General features: G+C 40.9%; 18 protein-coding genes. 14 read left to right on the forward strand and 4 right to left on the reverse strand.

Going from position 1 to position 18,762, the window contains the following annotated elements; all coding sequences use genetic code 11:
* Positions 1–509: 509 nt before the first annotated feature.
* The 8 genes from O9295_RS09385 (at position 510) to psb34 (ending at position 8,845) form a co-directional block, all read left to right on the forward strand.
* A complete protein-coding gene (locus O9295_RS09385) occupies positions 510–1,019 on the forward strand; it encodes a hypothetical protein (RefSeq protein WP_002796683.1) in 510 nt (169 codons plus the stop codon).
* Positions 1,020–1,090: 71 nt separating this feature from the next.
* Complete coding sequence (locus tag O9295_RS09390; RefSeq protein ID WP_061430251.1) at positions 1,091–1,870, forward strand: photosystem II electron transport protein, Sll1252 family; 780 nt, start codon at positions 1,091–1,093, stop codon at positions 1,868–1,870.
* Positions 1,871–1,913: 43 nt separating this feature from the next.
* Positions 1,914–3,962 (forward strand): DNA phosphorothioation-associated putative methyltransferase, encoded by a 2,049-nt coding sequence (locus O9295_RS09395; protein ID WP_288032773.1) that lies wholly within the window; start codon positions 1,914–1,916, stop codon positions 3,960–3,962.
* Between the two features lie 34 nt (positions 3,963–3,996).
* Entirely contained in the window at positions 3,997–4,617 is a 621-nt protein-coding gene (locus O9295_RS09400; protein ID WP_288032774.1) for a Uma2 family endonuclease, read from the forward strand.
* A 22-nt stretch (positions 4,618–4,639) separates the two neighbouring features.
* The gene (locus O9295_RS09405) at positions 4,640–5,953 is read left to right on the forward strand and encodes a dolichyl-phosphate-mannose--protein mannosyltransferase (protein ID WP_288032798.1); all 1,314 of its coding nucleotides are present in this window, start codon (positions 4,640–4,642) and stop codon (positions 5,951–5,953) included.
* 61 nt (positions 5,954–6,014) lie between these two features.
* Positions 6,015–7,025 (forward strand): tryptophan--tRNA ligase, encoded by a 1,011-nt coding sequence (trpS, locus tag O9295_RS09410; protein WP_288032775.1) that lies wholly within the window; start codon positions 6,015–6,017, stop codon positions 7,023–7,025.
* A gap of 235 nt (positions 7,026–7,260) precedes the next feature.
* Positions 7,261–8,310 (forward strand): DNA-methyltransferase, encoded by a 1,050-nt coding sequence (locus O9295_RS09415; RefSeq protein ID WP_288032776.1) that lies wholly within the window; start codon positions 7,261–7,263, stop codon positions 8,308–8,310.
* Between the two features lie 355 nt (positions 8,311–8,665).
* A complete protein-coding gene (gene psb34 / locus O9295_RS09420) occupies positions 8,666–8,845 on the forward strand; it encodes a photosystem II assembly protein Psb34 (RefSeq protein ID WP_002759001.1) in 180 nt (59 codons plus the stop codon).
* 74 nt (positions 8,846–8,919) lie between these two features.
* Here the strand turns inward: psb34 and O9295_RS09425 are convergent, their stop codons facing one another.
* The gene (locus tag O9295_RS09425; protein WP_147068878.1) at positions 8,920–9,702 is read right to left on the reverse strand and encodes a tetratricopeptide repeat protein; all 783 of its coding nucleotides are present in this window, start codon (positions 9,700–9,702) and stop codon (positions 8,920–8,922) included.
* Between the two features lie 62 nt (positions 9,703–9,764).
* Here O9295_RS09425 and psbP point away from each other — a divergent pair, with 62 nt between their 5' ends.
* The 4 genes from psbP to ureG all read left to right on the forward strand — a co-directional run bounded on the left by psbP (position 9,765) and on the right by ureG (position 12,655).
* Positions 9,765–10,313: a photosystem II reaction center PsbP gene (gene psbP / locus O9295_RS09430; protein ID WP_012265569.1), complete on the forward strand. Its 549-nt coding sequence runs from the start codon at positions 9,765–9,767 to the stop codon at positions 10,311–10,313.
* 439 nt (positions 10,314–10,752) lie between these two features.
* Positions 10,753–11,145: a hypothetical protein gene (locus tag O9295_RS09435; protein ID WP_288032777.1), complete on the forward strand. Its 393-nt coding sequence runs from the start codon at positions 10,753–10,755 to the stop codon at positions 11,143–11,145.
* A gap of 153 nt (positions 11,146–11,298) precedes the next feature.
* On the forward strand, positions 11,299–11,886 hold the full coding sequence (locus O9295_RS09440) for a Maf family protein (protein ID WP_288032778.1): 588 nt from the start codon (positions 11,299–11,301) through the stop codon (positions 11,884–11,886).
* 175 nt (positions 11,887–12,061) lie between these two features.
* The gene (gene ureG, locus O9295_RS09445; protein ID WP_288032779.1) at positions 12,062–12,655 is read left to right on the forward strand and encodes an urease accessory protein UreG; all 594 of its coding nucleotides are present in this window, start codon (positions 12,062–12,064) and stop codon (positions 12,653–12,655) included.
* Between the two features lie 9 nt (positions 12,656–12,664).
* Here ureG and O9295_RS09450 read toward each other — a convergent pair whose 3' ends face one another.
* The 3 genes from O9295_RS09450 to O9295_RS09460 all read right to left on the reverse strand — a co-directional run bounded on the left by O9295_RS09450 (position 12,665) and on the right by O9295_RS09460 (position 16,751).
* Complete coding sequence (locus tag O9295_RS09450; protein ID WP_288032780.1) at positions 12,665–13,390, reverse strand: WecB/TagA/CpsF family glycosyltransferase; 726 nt, start codon at positions 13,388–13,390, stop codon at positions 12,665–12,667.
* Positions 13,391–13,556: 166 nt separating this feature from the next.
* Entirely contained in the window at positions 13,557–14,957 is a 1,401-nt protein-coding gene (locus O9295_RS09455) for an ABC transporter substrate-binding protein (protein WP_288032782.1), read from the reverse strand.
* A gap of 192 nt (positions 14,958–15,149) precedes the next feature.
* Positions 15,150–16,751 (reverse strand): B12-binding domain-containing radical SAM protein, encoded by a 1,602-nt coding sequence (locus O9295_RS09460; protein ID WP_288032784.1) that lies wholly within the window; start codon positions 16,749–16,751, stop codon positions 15,150–15,152.
* A gap of 500 nt (positions 16,752–17,251) precedes the next feature.
* Between O9295_RS09460 and O9295_RS09465 the strand changes: the two genes are divergently transcribed.
* Both O9295_RS09465 and O9295_RS09470 read left to right on the forward strand, forming a co-directional pair.
* Positions 17,252–17,428 (forward strand): DUF4089 domain-containing protein, encoded by a 177-nt coding sequence (locus O9295_RS09465; RefSeq protein ID WP_002740449.1) that lies wholly within the window; start codon positions 17,252–17,254, stop codon positions 17,426–17,428.
* Positions 17,425–18,741, forward strand: a complete 1,317-nt coding sequence (locus O9295_RS09470; RefSeq protein WP_288032785.1) for an AtzE family amidohydrolase — start codon at positions 17,425–17,427, stop codon at positions 18,739–18,741. Before O9295_RS09465 ends, O9295_RS09470 begins: the two co-directional genes overlap by 4 nt.
* Positions 18,742–18,762: the final 21 nt, after the last annotated feature.

The raw sequence follows: 18,762 nt of genomic DNA on the forward strand, positions 1-18,762 counted from the left end.
AAACCTTGCATTATCCTTCTTGTAGTACATAAATTGGTACGAAAAGAGAGGGCAACAAAGCCTGAAACTCCCGACGACCGGCTACTGACGACCGGCTACTGACTCCTTAACCCCACCAACAAACTTTTTCAGCAGACCCTAAATAGGGAGGCACAATTATTTGTAGGATGGGTTAGCGGTAGCGTAACATGAGCAGGCGTTGGGTTTCATGCTTCAACCCAACCTACGTTCATCTTATATTTAATTCCACCCACCCACTTAATTGGTCTATAGTAGTGATTGTGGCTGTCCTTCTAGGTTGAGCCAAAATGGGGGGGTTCTTTTTGGCGCCAAAAATGTCCTTAAAGATGATAACCATCTCCCTTGATCTTTAGGGTCAATTATTGCCAGAAATAACCAAAATAAAGTAATTTCTTGCCATCCCCTTGCATATTTTCTCGATCGAGCGGCTTTTCAGTCCCGAAAATCCTTACAATAGGAGATGAAGATAGCCTGAAAAGTTGGAGAATATGAATTATCTCATTGCCGTGTTAGCTGATCGCATAGAAGCAGAAGAAGCTGCCGTTGCCCTCGAAAAAGCGGGAATTCCCCAATCTCAAGTGACCATTCTCGGTCGCGGCTATAAAAGTGCCGATGAGTTCGGTTTGATCGATCCCTTCCAACAGGCCAAAAAACGGGCTACTCTCATGGCTTTTTGGCTAATTCCCTTCGGTTTTGCCGGTGGCTACCTTTTTAACCTGATTACGGGATTGCATACCTTTGATTGGGCTGGAGAACCGGGGAATCATATTGTTGGCGGCATTGCTGGGGCGATTGGGGGGGCGATGGGTAGTATTTTCGTCGGTGGTGGCGTGGGTTTGTCGTCCGGCAGTGGCGATGCACTTCCCTATCGCAATCGTCTCGGTGCCGGAAAATATATTATTGTCGTGCAGGGTTCCGAAAACTTGAAAAATCAAGCGACTCTTATCCTCCGTCAATTTAACCCCGAAAATCTGCAAGGATACGCCCTAGAACAGTGAACGGTTATCGGGAATAAGTTATCGGTCATTTGATTTTTTCCTAAGAATTTTTGATTAATTACCAGAAAACAATGTCACCAAGAGAAGAATTACTAAAGGGTGTCGAGAATCGCGAGGAGATAGCGAAAGTTATTGATAAAGCCGAACAAGCGATCAAGACTTGGGAAGTGACGGTGACAGACTTTCTTTCTCCCGCGGTTTTAGCGGAAGTAGAACGGGTTTTTCAGCGTTTAACCGATGTGTCAATGCAAAAATGGGGCGGTTATCCCCAAGCAGAAAGACAGCGCCTCGGTATTGCTAGAGTTGATCTACCTTTGACAGTAACAGATATTCCCCTATCTGCCCTTGATATTGCCGGTAATTTTCTTTTTGATACCGCTAACCACCGGGATTTTTTAGGGGCGATGTTGGGGACGGGTATCGTCCGGGAAAAAGTCGGCGATATAATCGTTTTAGGTGAGCGAGGAGCGCAGGCGATTGTAGTGCCTGAATTGGCAGATTTTTTATGTGCTAATTTACTACAAGTGCGTTCAGTTCCCGTGAAAACTAGCCCGATTCCTTTGACGGAATTAAAAGTTAGACCACCGCAAAAAAAAGAAATTAATACGGTGGAAGCTTCCTTGCGTTTAGATGCGATCGCATCGGCGGGTTTTGGCATTTCTCGCAGTAAAATGGCCGAGGCAATTAGCGCCGGGGATGTGCGAGTTAACTGGAAAGATATCAGTCAATCTAGTTATAATGTTAAAACCGGTGATTTGATTTCTTTTCGGGGAAAAGGTCGTCTAGAAGTGGGAGAGGTTACTGTGACCAAAAAAGAGCGCTATCGGGTTCATTTAACTAGATTTATTTAGTTTTTTCTGTCTCTAGAATTTGTGATTAGACAGATTAATTGCCATGGCTGAGAATTTCGCCGTAATCGTGCAACTGTGTCAAGTTAGTCCCATCGGTAAACTATTACCGGGGGCGCTTTATGTTCATCGAGAAGCATTACATCAACTGGATCCTATCCTCCAGAATTACGAACAAAAAGCAAGAATTAATCAGCATTTATCCGAGGCAACAATAATTAAATTTAGCACCGATAAACCGAAAATATCCTATCTTTTTTATCCCGATTTTGATCGGGAACCTCACCCAGCTTTAACTAAAAGTTTAGTGGTAGATATGGGGACATTAATCTTAAGTGAATGGAATTATCAAAATGCCGATAATCCGCCCATTTTACACCGAAAAGAAACTTTTGTTACTAGGGACTATCCCCTTTATCAAGAATTCGAGCATCTCACAAAAATCGAGAGTGCTTTAGGACTTTTAAACAGTTCTTATCCCATCGGTACTAAACAGGAATGGCAACGGCTTTTAAGAAAGCATAACCTTGATTTTGCAGGAGATTATTTAGTTTGTAATCTAGAGGGAAAAAAGGAAAAATCGATAATAATTGATCGCCACAAAGCCGCTCTTGTTCGCAAAACCCTTTCTCGTCCGACAAGATTAGCATTAGCGGCGGGATTATTCCTTCCTGAAACCACTTTTTTTGATTACGGTTGTGGTTATGGAGGTGATATAGAACGCATAGCCGAACAGGGTTATCAAAGTGAAGGTTGGGATCCTTATTATCGTCCCGATAGTCCTTTAATTGAATCTGATATTGTTAATTTAGGCTATGTAATTAATGTTATTGAATCCGCCGAAGAACGGCAGGAAGCCTTATTAAAAGCTTGGCAACTAACCCGTCAAGTTTTAATTGTTTCAGCACAGATTATAATTGATGATAGCGAACGGGGTTTAATGGCTTATGAAGATGGAATTATAACCCGTCGTAATACCTTTCAAAAATACTATCAACAGGAAGAACTAAAACAGTATATTGATAGCACTTTGGGGGTTGATTCTATTCCGATAACTTTGGGAGTTTATCTAGTTTTTCGAGAGGAAGAAAAAGCGGAAGCTTTTCGTTTATCCAGATGGCGTTCCCGCGCTACCACTCCTAAAATTAAAACCCATCTCAAATGCTTTGAAGATTACGAAGATTTATTGACTCCCCTGATGGAATTTTACACCCAGCAGGGACGTTTACCCGTCGCGGGAGAATTATTACAAGAGGAAGAAATTAAGGCAGAATTTGGCACTTTTAGACGAGCTTTTCAAGTGATTTTACAAGTAACAGAAGCGGAAGAATGGGAGATAATTGCCGATAAAAGACGCGCCGATCTTTTACTTTATTTAGCTTTAAGTCAATTTAGCCACTGTCCGAAAGTACGGGAATTATCCCCCGCTACCCGTGCCGATTTTAAAGCTTTATTTGGCAGTTATCGCAATGCTTGCGCTTTAGCAGAAGAAGTGTTAATAAGTGCGGGAAATCTGCCAGCGATCGCTCGTACTTGTGAAAATAGTTCTTTAGGCAAACTTTCCCGTTATTCCCTAACTATTCATATTAGCATTCTGGAAAAATTACCGATGTTATTACGCTTATATGAAGGTTGTGCTAGTCAAACTATCGGACGGTTAGAAAATGCTAATGTTATTCGTTTATCCTTTCGTCAACCCAAAATTTCCTATCTTTATTACCCCAATTTTGATACAGAAATCCATCCGATTTTAGCTACTAGCATGGATGTATATTTAGGTTCGGCTGATTTTAGTTTTCGCGATTATCGGGATAGTCCTAATCCGCCAATTCTACACGAAAAAGAGCTTTTAGTAACGGCGGATTATCCTAACTATGATAAATTGCTTCAGTTAACTAAATTAGAAAAGGATTGGGGATTGTTAGAAGATCGAAAAGCGATCGAACGTTTACAGGGTTGGCAAAAATGTTTAGAGGAGCATTGTGCTACAATCAAAGGTTATCAGATTCTGTGGCGAAAAGATGCTGATCCCTATAAAGTTAGGATTTTACGCGCTAAAATTCAGACCAGAAGAAATCAAAATAAGTCTTCCTGAGTAATTAAGTAAAATAGACGAGGTAATTAATTTTATGATGACTACGATTCGGTTACAAGGATTAGAAGGTTTCGAGTTAAAAGCTAATGATCCTGAACAAAGAATGTTAATTTCTGGGGTGAATTGGCAACAGTACGAAACCCTCTTAAAACATTTAGAAGATAGTTCCAGTTATCGCATTACTTACTTAGATGGAATGGTAGAAATTATGGCTCCTAGTCGTCGTCACGAAGTTAGCAAAAAAAATATCGGTAGATTGGTAGAAGTTTATTTAGAATATGCTGAAATTGATTTCTGGGGATTAGGTTCCACCACTTTGCGAAAACAGGAAAAAGAAGCGGGAAAAGAACCAGATGAATGTTTTTGTTTATTCACAGAAAAAGAGTTTCCTGATTTGGCGATCGAAATAATTTTAACCAGTGGCAGCCTGAAAGTCTTGGAAGTTTATCAAAGATTGGGAACTCAAGAGGTTTGGTTTTGGCAAGATAATCAGTTAAAAATCTATTCTTTGCAAGAGAATGGCGAATATATTTTAATCCCTAAAAGTGCTTTATTACCGGATTTAAATTTAGAATTATTAGCCGAATATGTCAACCATCCTAATCCCCGTCTTGCTGTCAAAGAATTTCGCTCGCGTTTATCAGAAAATTCCTAGTTATAATAACTATTATCTTGCCGTGAATTCTCAAGTAAAATTTAACCTATCTATCCTAGCAATATTTTTATTTTCTCTGGTGATAAGATTCTGGAATCTCAGTCAATTTAATACACTTGTTTTCGATGAAGTTTATTATGCTAAATACGGCAATGAATATCTAATCGGTAAAGAATTTTTCCAGTCTCATCCACCGTTAAGTCAATATTTAATTGCTATTAGTATCTGGATTGGTTCCCATTTTCCTGCCGATCCTGAAACCATTAATAATTTAACAGGTTCCCCGCACGCAACTTTTAGTTATCGCTGGTTAAATGCTTTCACTGGTTCTTTTATTCCCCTAATTATTGGCGCAATTGCTTATCAATTAACCCAGAGAAAAACTGTATTTTTAATCACAACTTTTCTCGCTAGTTTAGACGGATTATTTCTGGTGGAATCCCGCTATGCTCTCAATAATATTTACTTAATTTTATTCGGTTTGTCTGGACAATTATTTTTTTTATTAGCGCTCCAGAAAAATCAAAAACTCAATTGGTTATTATTATCGGGGGTTTGTTTCGGTTTAGCGGCAAATATTAAATGGAATGGCTTAGGATTTTTACTGGGAATATTTATTTTTATCGGTATTGCTTGGTTAATAAAATTATTGAAGCAAGAGCAGTCAAAAGATAATCTTTGGACAAAGGCAACTAACCTGAGATTAGAGGACATTTTTATCGCCTTAATTGTCTTTCCCCTAGTCACCTATAGTTTGCTGTGGATACCGCATCTTCTCGTCAACCATCAATATAATTTTTGGCAAGTACATCAAGAAATTTGGTCATTTCATCAGAGAATAAAAGGTAATCAATCTGATGTCCATCCCTATTGTTCTCCCTGGTATAGTTGGTTAGTAATGGGGCGACCTGTGGCTTATTATTTTAAGAGAGTAGGTGATAAAATTTATGATGTTCACGCTATGGGAAATCCGTTTTTATGGTGGTTTTCTACGGGAGCAATTCTAGTAGTTTTTAGTCGATTATTTAACCGAAAAGAGCGAGTAATTTCCGCCTATCTTATCTGTAACTATATTGCTAATCTGCTGCCTTGGTTAAAAATTAGTCGCTGTACCTTTCTCTATCATTATATGGCTGCCTATAGCTTCACTTGGATTGCCCTAGCTTGGCTCTTAGCCGATGGTTTAGAAAGTTCCAGTCCTATTTATAAAAATTGCTCGCGCTACCTCATAATTTTGATAATTTTTGCTTTTATCCATTGGCTACCAATTTATTTAGGCATTCCCCTGTCAGTGCGGGATTATTATCTGAGAATGATTTTTCCCAATTGGATTTAGGATGAAATTAGCGGCAAAAACTGATACAATAAAATCATGATAAAAAGCGATCGCAAGAGTTATGGGTAAACAAAGAATCTTATCTGGTGTGCAACCAACCGGCAATTTACATTTAGGCAATTATCTCGGTGCGATCCGCAATTGGGTGGAGGGACAAAAAGACTACGATAATTTCTTTTGTGTGGTCGATTTACACGCGATCACCGTTCCCCATAATCCCGCCACTCTTGCGGAGGATACTTTAGCAATTGCCGCTTTATATTTAGCCTGCGGAATTGATTTAGAATATGCGACTATCTTTGTCCAATCCCACGTTAAAGCTCATACAGAATTAACTTGGTTATTGAATTGTATCACCCCTTTAAATTGGTTAACCGATATGATTCAATTTAAAGAAAAAGCGATTAAACAGGGGGAAAATGTTGGCACAGGTTTACTCGATTATCCCGTGCTGATGGCTGCCGATATCCTACTCTACGATGCCGATAAAGTACCCGTGGGAGAAGATCAAAAACAACATTTAGAATTAACCCGCGATATAGCCGTTAGAATTAATCATCTTTTTGGGCAACCGAAACAACCAATTTTAAAACTTCCCGCTCCGATGATCCGCAAGGAAGGAGCGCGGGTGATGAGTTTAACCGATGGCCGGAATAAAATGTCTAAATCCGATCCTTCCGAGATGAGTCGGATTAATATTCTCGATAGTCCCGATGTCATTGCCAAGAAAATTAAACGCTGTAAAACCGATCTAGTGAAGGGTTTAACTTTCGATGATCCAGAACGTCCCGAATGCCATAATTTATTAACTCTCTATAGCATTTTATCGGGAAAAAGTCAAGACGTGGTTGCGGGAGAATGTGCCGAGTTAGGTTGGGGACAATTTAAACCGATGTTAACAGAAGTCACCATAGAATCTCTGCAACCTATTCAGGAAAAATACACCGAAATTAGAGAGGATAAAGATTATTTAGCCACGGTTTTGCGGCAAGGTCGTCTCAAAGCAGAAGCGGTGGCCAATCAAACTCTCGATCGAGTCAAAAATGCCATGGGTTATTTACCACCATTTTAGGGATAATTTTCGGGTGCATCTCCTAATTATCAATCTACTCAGTTGAGATTTTTCAAGGAAAACTCGCTACTTTATCACTCAATCTTTAACTCTTGGTGGGGTTCTACCCACCCATCCAGGGTAAGGGAAGGAGAATGATTACAAAAGTTATTAAATCAAGCACAACTCTGGTGATATTTTGGTAAAATAAGGGCATAATTAAAACTATCAAAATACTTACCTGTCCTTTGAGATTATGGTTGTAGAGTCCCAGGGGAAACAAAAAAAACTATCGTCTAGGGAAGATGAGTCTCGTCCAATTGCCAGCAAGGAACAAAACTCTTATCTAGCAGAGGGAATTGTTGATCATCAATCAACTCAGATTGCTCCTTCCTCCTTACTACAGCCATTTTCTCCAGAGTTAGAAAAAGATAGAGCCAACAAATTTAATTTTCTTAAAGAAATTCTGGTTAGTCATCTTGGTCAACCTTTTTACTCGGACAATGGCTTTATTCTTTATCAAGGAGATGCCACAGACTTTTTGTCTAAGCTATCTCATAGTGACATAAAAATTGACCTCACTGTTACATCACCACCTTATAATATTGGCAAAGAATATGAACGAGTTCTTTCAATCAATGACTATGTTGATTGGTGTGCTAATTGGCTAGGGCAAATTTATCAAATTACTCAAGATAACGGTGCTTTGTGGCTAAATGTTGGTTATTTAGAAGTACCAGAAAAGGGATTATGTGTTCCGATTCCCTATCTTCTTTGGGATAAGTCTCCCTTTTATCTTTTACAAGAAATTGTCTGGAAATATGGGGCAGGTGTTTCTACAAAAAATCGTCTTAGTCCTCGCAATGAAAAATGGCTTTTTTATCTCAAAAATTGCCAAGAATATACTTTTAACTTAGACAATATTCGTGACCCTAACGTTAAGTATCCCAATCAAAAGAAAAATGGTAAATATCGTTGTAATCCCCTCGGTAAAAATCCTTCTGATGTGTGGGAAGTTTCTAAAGTCACTACAGGAGAAAAGCGCAGTTCTAAGGAAAGAACCGGACATCCCGCACAATTTCCTTTAGCAATTGTCGAGAGAATTATACAAGCTTCATCTAATCCGGTAGAAATAATTCTTGATCCCTTTGCCGGTTCTTGTTCTACAGGAATAGCGGCCTTGGGATTAGGAAGAATTTTTGTGGGTTTTGAAATTCGACCAGACTATTGCGAGATAGCTGCAGAGAGATTTAAAAGATTTAAAAAAGAAAGAAGCAATACTTATATTCAAGGATCATTATTATAGTATTAAGTAGTCGGACATAAATTCTGTTGTCTATCTTAAGAAATGTAAATTGCCGCAATTCTTACTGACGACCGACTCCTGACGACCGACTCCTTACCCCACAGTTAACTTTACTTTTGTCCAACTACTTAAAAACGGATTTAGTATGATTAGCCTTTTTTAACTTGTTTTCGCAGTTTCAATCATTGGAAATGCGATCGCCAATAAAAGTAGCAGAGTCCGGCAGTTACCCCCAGACTAAGAATTGTTATCCCCGTGAGAATTTCCCACATCCCCGACTCGGTTACTAATATGTTGTAGTATTGTAATAAGAGGATTTTTTTCCTGAAAAATTGTCATATTTGAGGTTTTGATTATGCCTTATACAAATGAAGAAGGTGGACGCTTAAATAATTTCGCCGCCGAACCGAAAGTTTATCAAGCGGCTCCCCCGACTAAATCGCAACAACGTAATTATCTTGTCTGGGGCGTTGCTGCGATCACACTTGTCGGTGGACTGTTAGCCGTCGCTTTTTACGCATCCCAAGCTGGCTAAAATTTAGTCCCTCGTAGTTGCGATTTAGCCCCTTTCACTCCTCTTTACCGCTAATATCACAACTACTCCCTATTTTAAGGCTTTTGACCCTGAATTAATGCCACTGCTGACTGAGACTTAGCCGCAGTCCCCTGTTTACCCTGAGATAACGCTAGACGGGCCGCTTCCTCTAAATCAGCGATCGCTTTTTCCCTGTTTCCCAATTTATAATAGGTCAAACCCCGATTGTGGTACGCTTCGGCAAAATTAGCATTGATTTTCAGACTCTCATTATAGTCCCTTAAAGCCATTTCCTGCTGTCCGGCTCGGTTATAGGACAGGGCGCGATTATAGAAAATGCGATCCTGTCCTCTAGTTCCCTGTAAACTCAAAGCTTTTGTGTAATCCTCGATCGCTTCTAGGTGTCTTCCCAAGTCATCCTTGGCATTACCGCGATAAATAAAGAAATCAGCAAAATTTCCGTTTAAAGCGATCGCTTTTGTGCAATCTTCCACCGCTGCCTCGTATTTTTTCGTCAGATAATGCACATAACAACGATTACCGAGAGCATTAACATAATTGGGGTTGATTGTCAAGGCCTGGGTATAATCTGCGATCGCTCGCTCGTACTGGCCGAGAACTAATTCCGCGTAGCCGCGATTATAATAAGCATCGGCATCCTTCGGCTCTAATTGTAGAGCTTGAGTAAAATCAGCGATCGCCCCTGAGTAATCCCCTGCGGTTAAACGATCCACCCCCCGATTATAAAATTCTACAGCCTTCACGGGGTTAGCGGTAGTTTGAGAGACTAGGGGAGAGATAGTCAGTAAAAAAGTCGCTATAGCCATAATAATTGTCAATTTTTTCTTAATTTTCATAATCCCTTCACCTAAACAATTCAAGGTAAAATTAAACAGCCCTACTCACAGGTCAAAATATCATGATTAAATCTCTTTTGGCGACTTTCCTCCTAATTACCACCCTCCTCTTAACCGGTTGTGCAACTCCCATCGCTGGACTGCAAGGATACACCAGTGGCAGCCAAGGCTATCAATTTTTATATCCTAAGGGTTGGACGCAGGTGGATGTGAAAAAAGTTGCAGGAGTAGATGTGGTTTTTCATGACCTGATCGAAACGAGCGAAAATTTAAGCGTTATTATCAATCCCATCCCCGACAATAAAACCTTAACAGATTTAGGGACACCCTCGGAAGTGGGCTATCGTCTCCTGAAAAATAACAGTCTTAACCCCAATCTCGATAAGGAAGTAGAATTAATTCGCTCAGAATCTCATCAAATCGACGGTCAAGATTATTATATCCTCGAATATCAAGTTAAATTAGCCAACGGTCAAGAACGTCATAATCTGGCCAGCGTCACGGTTAATAATAATAAACTCTATTCTTTTAATCTTTCCACTTCCCAAAAACGTTGGACGCAAATTCAAGAACTCTTTGAAACTATCGTTGATTCTTTCTCGGTTAGTTAGGGAAATAGGCCACAGGCAATAGTAAAATGTAGGGTGCGTTAGACGGCAAAAATTCCTGTTTTGACTTCAAGGTAACAATCCGTCGTAACGCACCACCTATCATCAACTAGGTAGCCGGTTTACAATTAAAGATAACAGACAAAGAACCAGAAGCCTGTCCCACTATCTAACAATTATCTAACAATTAATTGAGATTACTTACTGAGTCAGTAATCAGCGGGGAAGTGGTAACTGATAACTGATAACTGATAACTGATAATTAGCTGGTTATAATTAAATTAAAAATGGATTTGAGGTTCGATCCCCCCTACCCCCTAGGGTTGATTCAAGGTAGGGTTGATTCATGAATCAACCCTACCCTTGATAAGGGGGGTGTCTGATAATTTTTAACGCCTACCTACTTAACTGATAACTGATAACTGATAACTGGTAACTGAATATGAGTAACTCGGAAGAAAATAGACTAGATAGACTCGAATCTCTTGCTGAAAATACCCTAACAGAATTACGGGAGATTAAATCAGGACTACAGGAGATTAGATTAGGATTACAGGAGATTAAATTAGGACTACAGGAAACCAATCAGGGATTAAAAGAAACTAGAGCGATCGCTAATTCTAACGCCAAATCGATCGAAGCGTTAACTAATAGTCTTGCTGAGTCTAAAAAAGAATGGGAAAAAGACAGACGGGGACTTTATCAACTGCTAGGACAATTAACTCGATCGAGGTCGGATTTTTATGAGGTTCAGTCGGATTTTTACAATCGATTTGACAAGGAAGAAAGACAATCCCGCATGGTTGAGATTTTAGATCGTTATTTTCCCCCCTAAAATCCTGCCAATTCCTAGCAGAAATAGCTAAAAATCTGATAACTGATGGTGGGTTACGGCAAATAGATAAATTGATAATTAAGTCTAATAATTTGCCATTGCCTAACCCACCCTACCTAACTTTTATCCTTTTGACTTTTTACTGAAAAAACTATGTCCATTCCCTTGATTCTTGCTTCCGCTTCTCCTGCGCGCAAAAAACTATTACAAATGGTGGGAATCGATCCAATTGTGCGAGTGAGTAACTTTGATGAATCGACAATTAATGCTGATGATACTCTCCATCTTGTCCAAACTTTAGCCCAATGTAAAGCGCAAACGATCGCCCCCCAATTTGATACAGGATTGATTCTTGGTTGTGATTCCGTCTTAGAAGTAGCGGGGGAAGTCTATGGCAAACCCAAGGATAAATCAGAAGCGATTGATCGTTGGCAAAAAATGCGCGGTCGGGTGGGTACACTCTATACAGGTCATGCTTTAATTGATCGAGTTAATCATCAAACTTTGACTCGTTGTGGGATCACTAAAGTTCACTTTGCCAATATCAGCAATGAAACAATTATTGCCTATGTTGACACCGAAGAACCCCTCAAATGTGCCGGCTGTTTTGCCCTAGAAGGAAAGGGGGGTCTATTCGTGGAAAGATTGGAGGGATGTCACAGTAATGTTATCGGTTTAAGTTTGCCCCTATTTAGGCAGATGTTAACGGATTTTGGCTACCAAATCACTGACTTTTGGTGATCTTTTTGCCGATGATTTCCCCAAATTTATTGACAAAAAGACTTGACAAATTCTCAGATTTGTGTTAACCTTTTATTATAATGGGAATCCGTGTCGCCCTGCGAACCCCTCTTTTTTCTATCCGATAGCTCCAAAATTTTTAACCCTTTCCTTGTCACTTTTTCCCGAAAAAACTATGTCTTGCTTGCGCGTGGGAATTGCCGGTCCGGTGGGTTCAGGAAAAACAGCCCTGCTCGATGCCCTGTGTAAAAATTTGCGGGATCAATATCCGATCGCCGTAGTCACCAATGACATTTATACTCAAGAAGATGCCCAATTTTTAGTGCGATCGCAAGCTTTAGCTCCGGAAAGAATTTTAGGAGTAGAAACGGGAGGATGTCCCCATACAGCTATTCGCGAAGATGCCTCAATTAACTTAGTTGCCATTGAACAGTTAGAGAGAAAATTTACTAACTTAAAGCTAATTTTTCTGGAAAGTGGTGGTGATAATTTAGCGGCAACCTTTAGCCCCGAATTAGTAGATTTAACCATCTATGTGATTGACGTGGCAGCCGGAGATAAAATTCCTCGCAAGGGGGGACCGGGTATCACCAAATCGGATTTATTGGTAATTAATAAAATAGATTTAGCCCCGATGGTGGGGGCAGATTTAGGAGTGATGGATAGAGATGCCAAAAAGATGCGCGGAGATAAACCCTTTATCTTCACCAACTTAAAAACACGGGAAGGATTAGAGCGAGTGATGGCCTTTATCGAAAAGAATTTATAATAACTATTACTAGGAATAAAAAAGAGAGCGCCAGAAAAACTTAGGTAAAGCTAACATTCTTTTCCAGCGCCAAGGTTCCTGATAGAGTCGATACAACCACTCTAAATTATTGTCACAGAAAAAGCGAGGGGCGCGGATTTTTGTCCCAGACCAGATATCAAAACTACCCCCCACACCTACCCAGATAGCTTGGGGACAGAGATGGCGATGTTCCCTAATCCAATATTCTTGTCGGGGTACTCCTAAACCAACTAAAATTAACCGCGGTTGTTGATCTTTTAATACCTCGATCCAATCGGACATTTCCTGGGAGGATAGATAACCGTGGTTAGACAGAATACGGATATTAGGTATCTTTTTTTGCCAATTACTTGCCGCTTTTTCCGTAATCCCCGGTTGACCACCAAAAAAAGCAATAGGAAAACTCTCTCCCTGCATTCCTAACTCAGTAATTAAGGATTCTGATAATTCAATACCGGGGCAGCGGGTTTGTTTTTTACCCCTTAATTTTAAGTAAATAACAATCCCCGCGCCGTCGGGAATAACTAAATCTGCTTCCCGAATAACTTGGGCAACTTTAGCATCATTTTCCCCTAACATTGCCATTTCTGCATTAAGAGTGACAACGTGGGAACCAAAACCTTGATAGAGGCGATCAATTAACCAACGACTGTAGTTATCGAGGAGATGAACCGGTAAACCAAGAACAGAATATTTGGGGGGAGTTTCTAACATAAGTAGGTAGGTGTTAAAAGTTGTCAGACACCCCCCTTATCAAGGGGGGATTAAGGGGGGATCGGCACCCCCCTTATTAAGGGGGGCAGGGGGGATCAGAGGCAAAATCTATCTTCAATTTAATTATAAATACTTACTTATAAGTCATCTTGATTTAGTTGTCATTTTATCGAGAAATTGGCACAAAATCTACCCCAAAACTAGAACGAGAACCGGGTTTAACTACCACTAATTGCACGGATTGATTGCGATCGCCAGACGGTAAAAATCGCACTGGATTAGTCGCCCCGGGAACAGAAAAATCACTGCTTCTTAACGCCCGTTGAACTCCCTCGCGGCTAGATTCTCCCTTAATTCCAGCGATTAAAGCCTGGGTAGCGTCATAGGCGGTGGCAGTGCGCCAATTTACGTCTCCTTGCCACAATTGGCGGGAATTATTCACAAAAGTACTGTTCGGATTAGCCCCTAAATGCCAAGCGATAGCGACAACCATGCCCAAGGCATTTTTTCCGCCTACATCCAGAGTTTTGGGGCTATAAACGTCATCACCCGCCACAATCGGTAATTTTTGACCATTGATTTGAACCACCTGCAAAGCCTTATCTAGGGTACCACTATCCCCAAGAAGGGCGATTAGATTTGCTCCCTCCTGTTGAGCTTGTTGGAGGCTTTTAGAAGGGGTAAAAGTGAGGGAAGATAGATCAAATTCACTCACCACTTGACCTCCTCCTAATCCTAAAGCGGTGATAAATTCAGATTTTAGGGATTGACTATAATTACTTTGGGAGTTAAAAAATACCACTGCCTTGACGTTAGGAATTTTTTGCAAGCTAGATTCGGCTAATGCCCGTGCCGCCACAAAATCACTGGGAACAGAACGAAAGATATAGTCACCAAAATTGGAGAGTTTAACTGAGGTACTGATGGGGGAAATCATTACTAATCCTGCTTTTTGATAGATAGCGGCCGCCGCTAAAGAGGTGTCACTGCTAGTGTGTCCTACTACTCCTAAAATGCTGTTATCAGCCGTTAATTTTTGGGCAATTTGAGCGGCAATTTCGGGATTATCAGCATCATCAGCAATGAGAACTTTTAAAGGAGTGCCATTAATTCCTCCGGTTTGATTGATTTGATTTTGAGATTGGGCAACTCCTCGTAAAACTTCTAGGGCGGTGTTGACATTGCTCCCAATTGGCACGGAAACGGCGATAGTATAGGACTTAGCTTCACCAATACGGGCGTTATTTAAGTAGATGAGAGCTTCGGGATCATTTCGATTAGTTTGTAGGGATTTTTCTAGGAGGTAAACTGCTTGCTGAAAGTCTCCTTTTCCGAGTGCCTGTATGGCGGCTTGTTTGTCAGAAGAAGCCCCTTCAACTATTAATAATTTTTCCCCTTGACTAAATCTTGCTTGTGCCGATACCGATTTTTGCCCCAGTTCAGGAAGATTGGTTGGGTTATCTTTTCCTTGAAAACGATTGTATAACCACCAACCACCTGCCCCAAAAAATATTAGGGTAATCAGCAGGGCTAAAAGGAGGGTAACGGTCTCATTTTTCTGGCTCATGGGCTGATCAACTAAGATTAAATTAATGGTTTAATCGAGATTTATAGTTAATAAAAGTAACATTTTTGGGTTTTTAATATGCTAATTCAAGTCTGAATGTCACCACTATCCGATCTACCTTGATAGAATACCTCATTTGGGGTCTGATAGTCAAGACATTGTTGAAATGCGTCTTAGCTTATTAGCGATACTTTACCTTTTTGTTTGGGAATCTTCTAAATGTTTTACCAAAACATTTGAGGATAAAGGACCGTGTAAATGACTCCAGGGTAAAACCTGTTCTAAACGCCATTGCTGATGGACGTAATAATCTAGAGGGGGAATTTGTCCTTTTAGTTCCTTAAAAGCCCGTTTATAACTGCCTAAAGAATCACCGTAGCCACGGGTTAATTCTAACAGGGAAGTTAAGCGGCGATCGCCCCTAGATAATAGGGCTTGAATCACCGACCAATTATAACTCTCTGGTCGAAATTCTATGCCCTGTTTACCTAATTGTTTCTCTAGATATTTTAATCTTTTTTCGGCCATTTTATTAACTCCAAACCACTGAAAAGGAGTATGGGATTTAGGCACAAAGGTGCTGCAACCGAAAGAGATTCGCAGTCCAGAGGCGGCTTTTTTTAAGGCTATTAACATTTCCACAGTCGCCGCAATATCTTCGGTTTCTTCTCCCGGTATTCCCACCATACCATAGAGTTTTATCCCTTTTAAACCGCCCGCTTTAGCATTAATAGCAGCTTGGATAATTTCATCATTGGCTAACTTTTTGTTGATAATTTCCCGCAAGCGATCGGAACCACTTTCTACGGCAATAGTAATTGATTTGGTGTCTCTTTGGGATAAAATTCTGGCTAATTTTTCCGTGACGGTATTAGTTCTAACTGAAGCAATCGAGAGTCTAACCCCCTCAAATTTTGGTTGAAAAAGATAATCGAGTAAGGTTTCAAATTCAGGATGTTGGCTGACGGAAGCACCTAATAAACCCAGGCGATCAGTCACTTTTAAACCTTTTTCAATGGCGGGAATTAAAGATTCTAAACTAGCGGTACGAAAGGGTAAAGTTAGATAACTAGCTAAACAAAAACGGCACATTTCTGGACAACTTCGCACCACCTCTACCATATAAATATTCTCCCATGCCGCTTGTTTTGTCACCACCGTAGAAGCAGAAAGGGTATTACTGCGATAGGTTTGTTTACTAACAAAGGCGGGAACATTATTATCTATGGGTAGAATTGCTGTAATTTCACCATCGGGACTATCATAATTAACGGTATATAAACTAGGAACATACACCCCCGGAACCTGGGCTAAATGACGGAGTTTTGTCGGTCGATCGGCGTTTCTAACCTCTTGATAGGCATTAATAAAATCAGCAATTAAGTTTTCACCATCTCCCAATAAAATTACATCAAAAAAAGCGGCAAAAGGTTCGGGATTAGCGGTTAAAACCGGTCCACCTCCAAAAATTATCGCTTGCCGATCTTGCCGTTGATGACTGTGACAAGGAATTTCTAAAGATTCTAACAGCGAGAGGATATTAACATAGTCTAATTCCCAAGAAAAGGAAAAGCCGACTAATTCGGGATAACGGGGTAAAGATTCTTGAAAATCCGTAAATAAACGACTAACTTGTATATCCGATCGCAGGGCTAAAGTTGCCCAAACAATTTGATAACCTAAACTGGTTATACCCACAGAATACTGATTAGGAAAGGCAAAAATAGTTCTAAGGGCATCACTGTGGGGTATTGCGGGAGTAAAGAGGAGTTTTTCGTCTTGTAAGATGGTCATTTCAGTTATCAGTTATCAGTTATCAGGTATCAGTGACTACCAGCAGTCTTTAGTAGCTTTTAATTTTCATTCTCTTGCTAGGGGAGACTTGTTACCTCTTGTTTTTGGTCATATAAGTAGGTGGGTGGAATTAAATATAAGATGAACGTAGGTTGGGTTGAAGAATGAAACCCAACGCCCGATTATGTTACGCTACTGCTAACCCATCCTACAAATAATTGTGCCTCCCTACTTATAAGTTTAATTTAATCCGGAGGTGAAGGAGGGGAAAATATCTCAATATACAGTTCTAGGATCATATCTAAGGTTATGATCCTAGGGAGTCGGTGGTCAAGAACAAATTCAAGTTATACTTCCTCCCTAGGGATAGCTATTGTATTTACAGGAGATTTTCTCTTATATCCTAGCAATTTTCACAGCTTAACTAGGTGTCGATTTTATTCCTGAGCGCTGCTTTCAAGCAACTCTTTATCTCCTTCACCCCAGCCGGAACGAAATCTATGAATAACCCAGAAGAATACGTTATAATCATGGCGAAAATCCTAGATTTAACCATTCCCGATCGCTATTTAAATTCTGTGGTTGAAAACTGGCAACGCTTGCAAGAAATCGCCAGTTTAGTGACAGAATTTCCCTTAGAGGATGACGGGGAAAGCGCCCTCAGCTTTGAACCATGACTATTTCTGTGTGCAATTTAGCTCGATCGATCCAAAATCGTCAAACTAGCGCCTTAGAAGTTATTAATCGGACTTTAGCGGAGATAGAGGCGAAAAATCGCCATTTAAATTGCTTTACCGACATTTTACACCCTAGAGCGCTCGCTCAAGCCCAAAAAATCGATCTAGCGATCGCCAATGGGGAACCCGTCGGTGTCTTAGCAGGAGTCCCCTTCGCCGTCAAAAATCTCTTTGATATCGAGGGTATTGTCACCCTTGCCGGTTCCAAAATCAATCGAGATCACCCTGCCGCCGGACAAGATGCGATCGCTATACAAACCCTAGAAGCAGCCGGGGCGGTTTTGGTGGGGGCGACCAATATGGATGAGTACGCCTACGGTTTTGTCACCGAAAATGCCCATTATGGAGCCACTCCCAACCCCCGCGATCCTAGTCGCGTGTCGGGGGGATCCTCCGGCGGTTCCGCCGCTGCCGTTGCCGCTAATTTAGTGCCTCTCGCCCTCGGTTCCGATACTAATGGTTCCGTGAGGGTTCCCGCCGCTTGCTGTGGCGTGGTGGGGCTAAAACCCACCTTTGGGCGCGTATCCCGTCAGGGCCTATTTTTGTTCGTTAATAGTTTGGATCATCTGGGATTTTTTACCGCCAATGTGGCGGATATGGCGGCTATTTGGAGTCTTTTTGCCAAAAATAACCTTAAAGCTCCTTTAAATGGCTTAGAGGGGGTAAAAATAGCCCTTGCCGATGATTATTTTCAGCAGGGAGCCGAACCGGAAGTAATCGAGGCGGTGACAGCGATCGCCGAACGTTTAGGAGTTACCAAAAAAATCACCATTCCCGAAACCGCCCGCGCCAGGGCAGCCGCCTATATAATTACCGCTTCCGAGGGCGCAAATTGGCATTTACCGCGTTTACAGACCAGATTAGAGGATTTTGACCCCGCAACCCGGGATCGCTTCTTGGCAGGGGCATTAATTCCCTCTAGCTGGTATTTACAGGCTCAACGTTTTCGCCGTTGGTATCGCGATCGTCTGCGAGAGATTTTCACCGAAGTCGATATTATCCTCACCCCGACGATTCCCTGTATTGCGCCGCCGTTAGGAGTAGAAAAAATGATTATTGACGGGCAAGAGCTATTAATTAGACCTAATTTAGGCAGATTTACCCAACCTTTTTCTTTTATTGGTTTACCTGCCCTTTCTTTGCCGATTAAACGTCCATCCCGGCTACCTTTAGGTTTGCAAATCATCGCCGCACCCGATCGCGAAGAGTTAATCCTAAGGGTAGCCAGGGTTTTAGAAGAAATGCTTGCGTAAAGACCGGATTTTGCTAGAATC

The organism is Microcystis sp. LE18-22.4A, assembly GCF_027531105.1.
Lineage (GTDB): Bacteria > Cyanobacteriota > Cyanobacteriia > Cyanobacteriales > Microcystaceae > Microcystis > Microcystis aeruginosa.

Excerpts from the sequence above, each read along its gene's own strand:
- O9295_RS09385 (WP_002796683.1), top strand. The coding sequence starts at position 510 with ATGAATTATCTCATTGCCGTGTTAGCTGATCGCATAGAAGCAGAAGAA.
- O9295_RS09390 (WP_061430251.1), top strand. The coding sequence starts at position 1,091 with ATGTCACCAAGAGAAGAATTACTAAAGGGTGTCGAGAATCGCGAGGAG.
- O9295_RS09395 (WP_288032773.1), top strand. The coding sequence starts at position 1,914 with ATGGCTGAGAATTTCGCCGTAATCGTGCAACTGTGTCAAGTTAGTCCC.
- O9295_RS09400 (WP_288032774.1), top strand. The coding sequence starts at position 3,997 with ATGATGACTACGATTCGGTTACAAGGATTAGAAGGTTTCGAGTTAAAA.
- trpS (WP_288032775.1), top strand. The coding sequence starts at position 6,015 with ATGGGTAAACAAAGAATCTTATCTGGTGTGCAACCAACCGGCAATTTA.
- O9295_RS09415 (WP_288032776.1), top strand. The coding sequence starts at position 7,261 with ATGGTTGTAGAGTCCCAGGGGAAACAAAAAAAACTATCGTCTAGGGAA.
- psb34 (WP_002759001.1), top strand. The coding sequence starts at position 8,666 with ATGCCTTATACAAATGAAGAAGGTGGACGCTTAAATAATTTCGCCGCC.
- O9295_RS09425 (WP_147068878.1), bottom strand. The coding sequence starts at position 9,702 with ATGAAAATTAAGAAAAAATTGACAATTATTATGGCTATAGCGACTTTT.
- psbP (WP_012265569.1), top strand. The coding sequence starts at position 9,765 with ATGATTAAATCTCTTTTGGCGACTTTCCTCCTAATTACCACCCTCCTC.
- O9295_RS09435 (WP_288032777.1), top strand. The coding sequence starts at position 10,753 with ATGAGTAACTCGGAAGAAAATAGACTAGATAGACTCGAATCTCTTGCT.
- O9295_RS09440 (WP_288032778.1), top strand. The coding sequence starts at position 11,299 with ATGTCCATTCCCTTGATTCTTGCTTCCGCTTCTCCTGCGCGCAAAAAA.
- ureG (WP_288032779.1), top strand. The coding sequence starts at position 12,062 with ATGTCTTGCTTGCGCGTGGGAATTGCCGGTCCGGTGGGTTCAGGAAAA.
- O9295_RS09450 (WP_288032780.1), bottom strand. The coding sequence starts at position 13,390 with ATGTTAGAAACTCCCCCCAAATATTCTGTTCTTGGTTTACCGGTTCAT.
- O9295_RS09455 (WP_288032782.1), bottom strand. The coding sequence starts at position 14,957 with ATGAGCCAGAAAAATGAGACCGTTACCCTCCTTTTAGCCCTGCTGATT.
- O9295_RS09460 (WP_288032784.1), bottom strand. The coding sequence starts at position 16,751 with ATGACCATCTTACAAGACGAAAAACTCCTCTTTACTCCCGCAATACCC.
- O9295_RS09465 (WP_002740449.1), top strand. The coding sequence starts at position 17,252 with ATGAATAACCCAGAAGAATACGTTATAATCATGGCGAAAATCCTAGAT.
- O9295_RS09470 (WP_288032785.1), top strand. The coding sequence starts at position 17,425 with ATGACTATTTCTGTGTGCAATTTAGCTCGATCGATCCAAAATCGTCAA.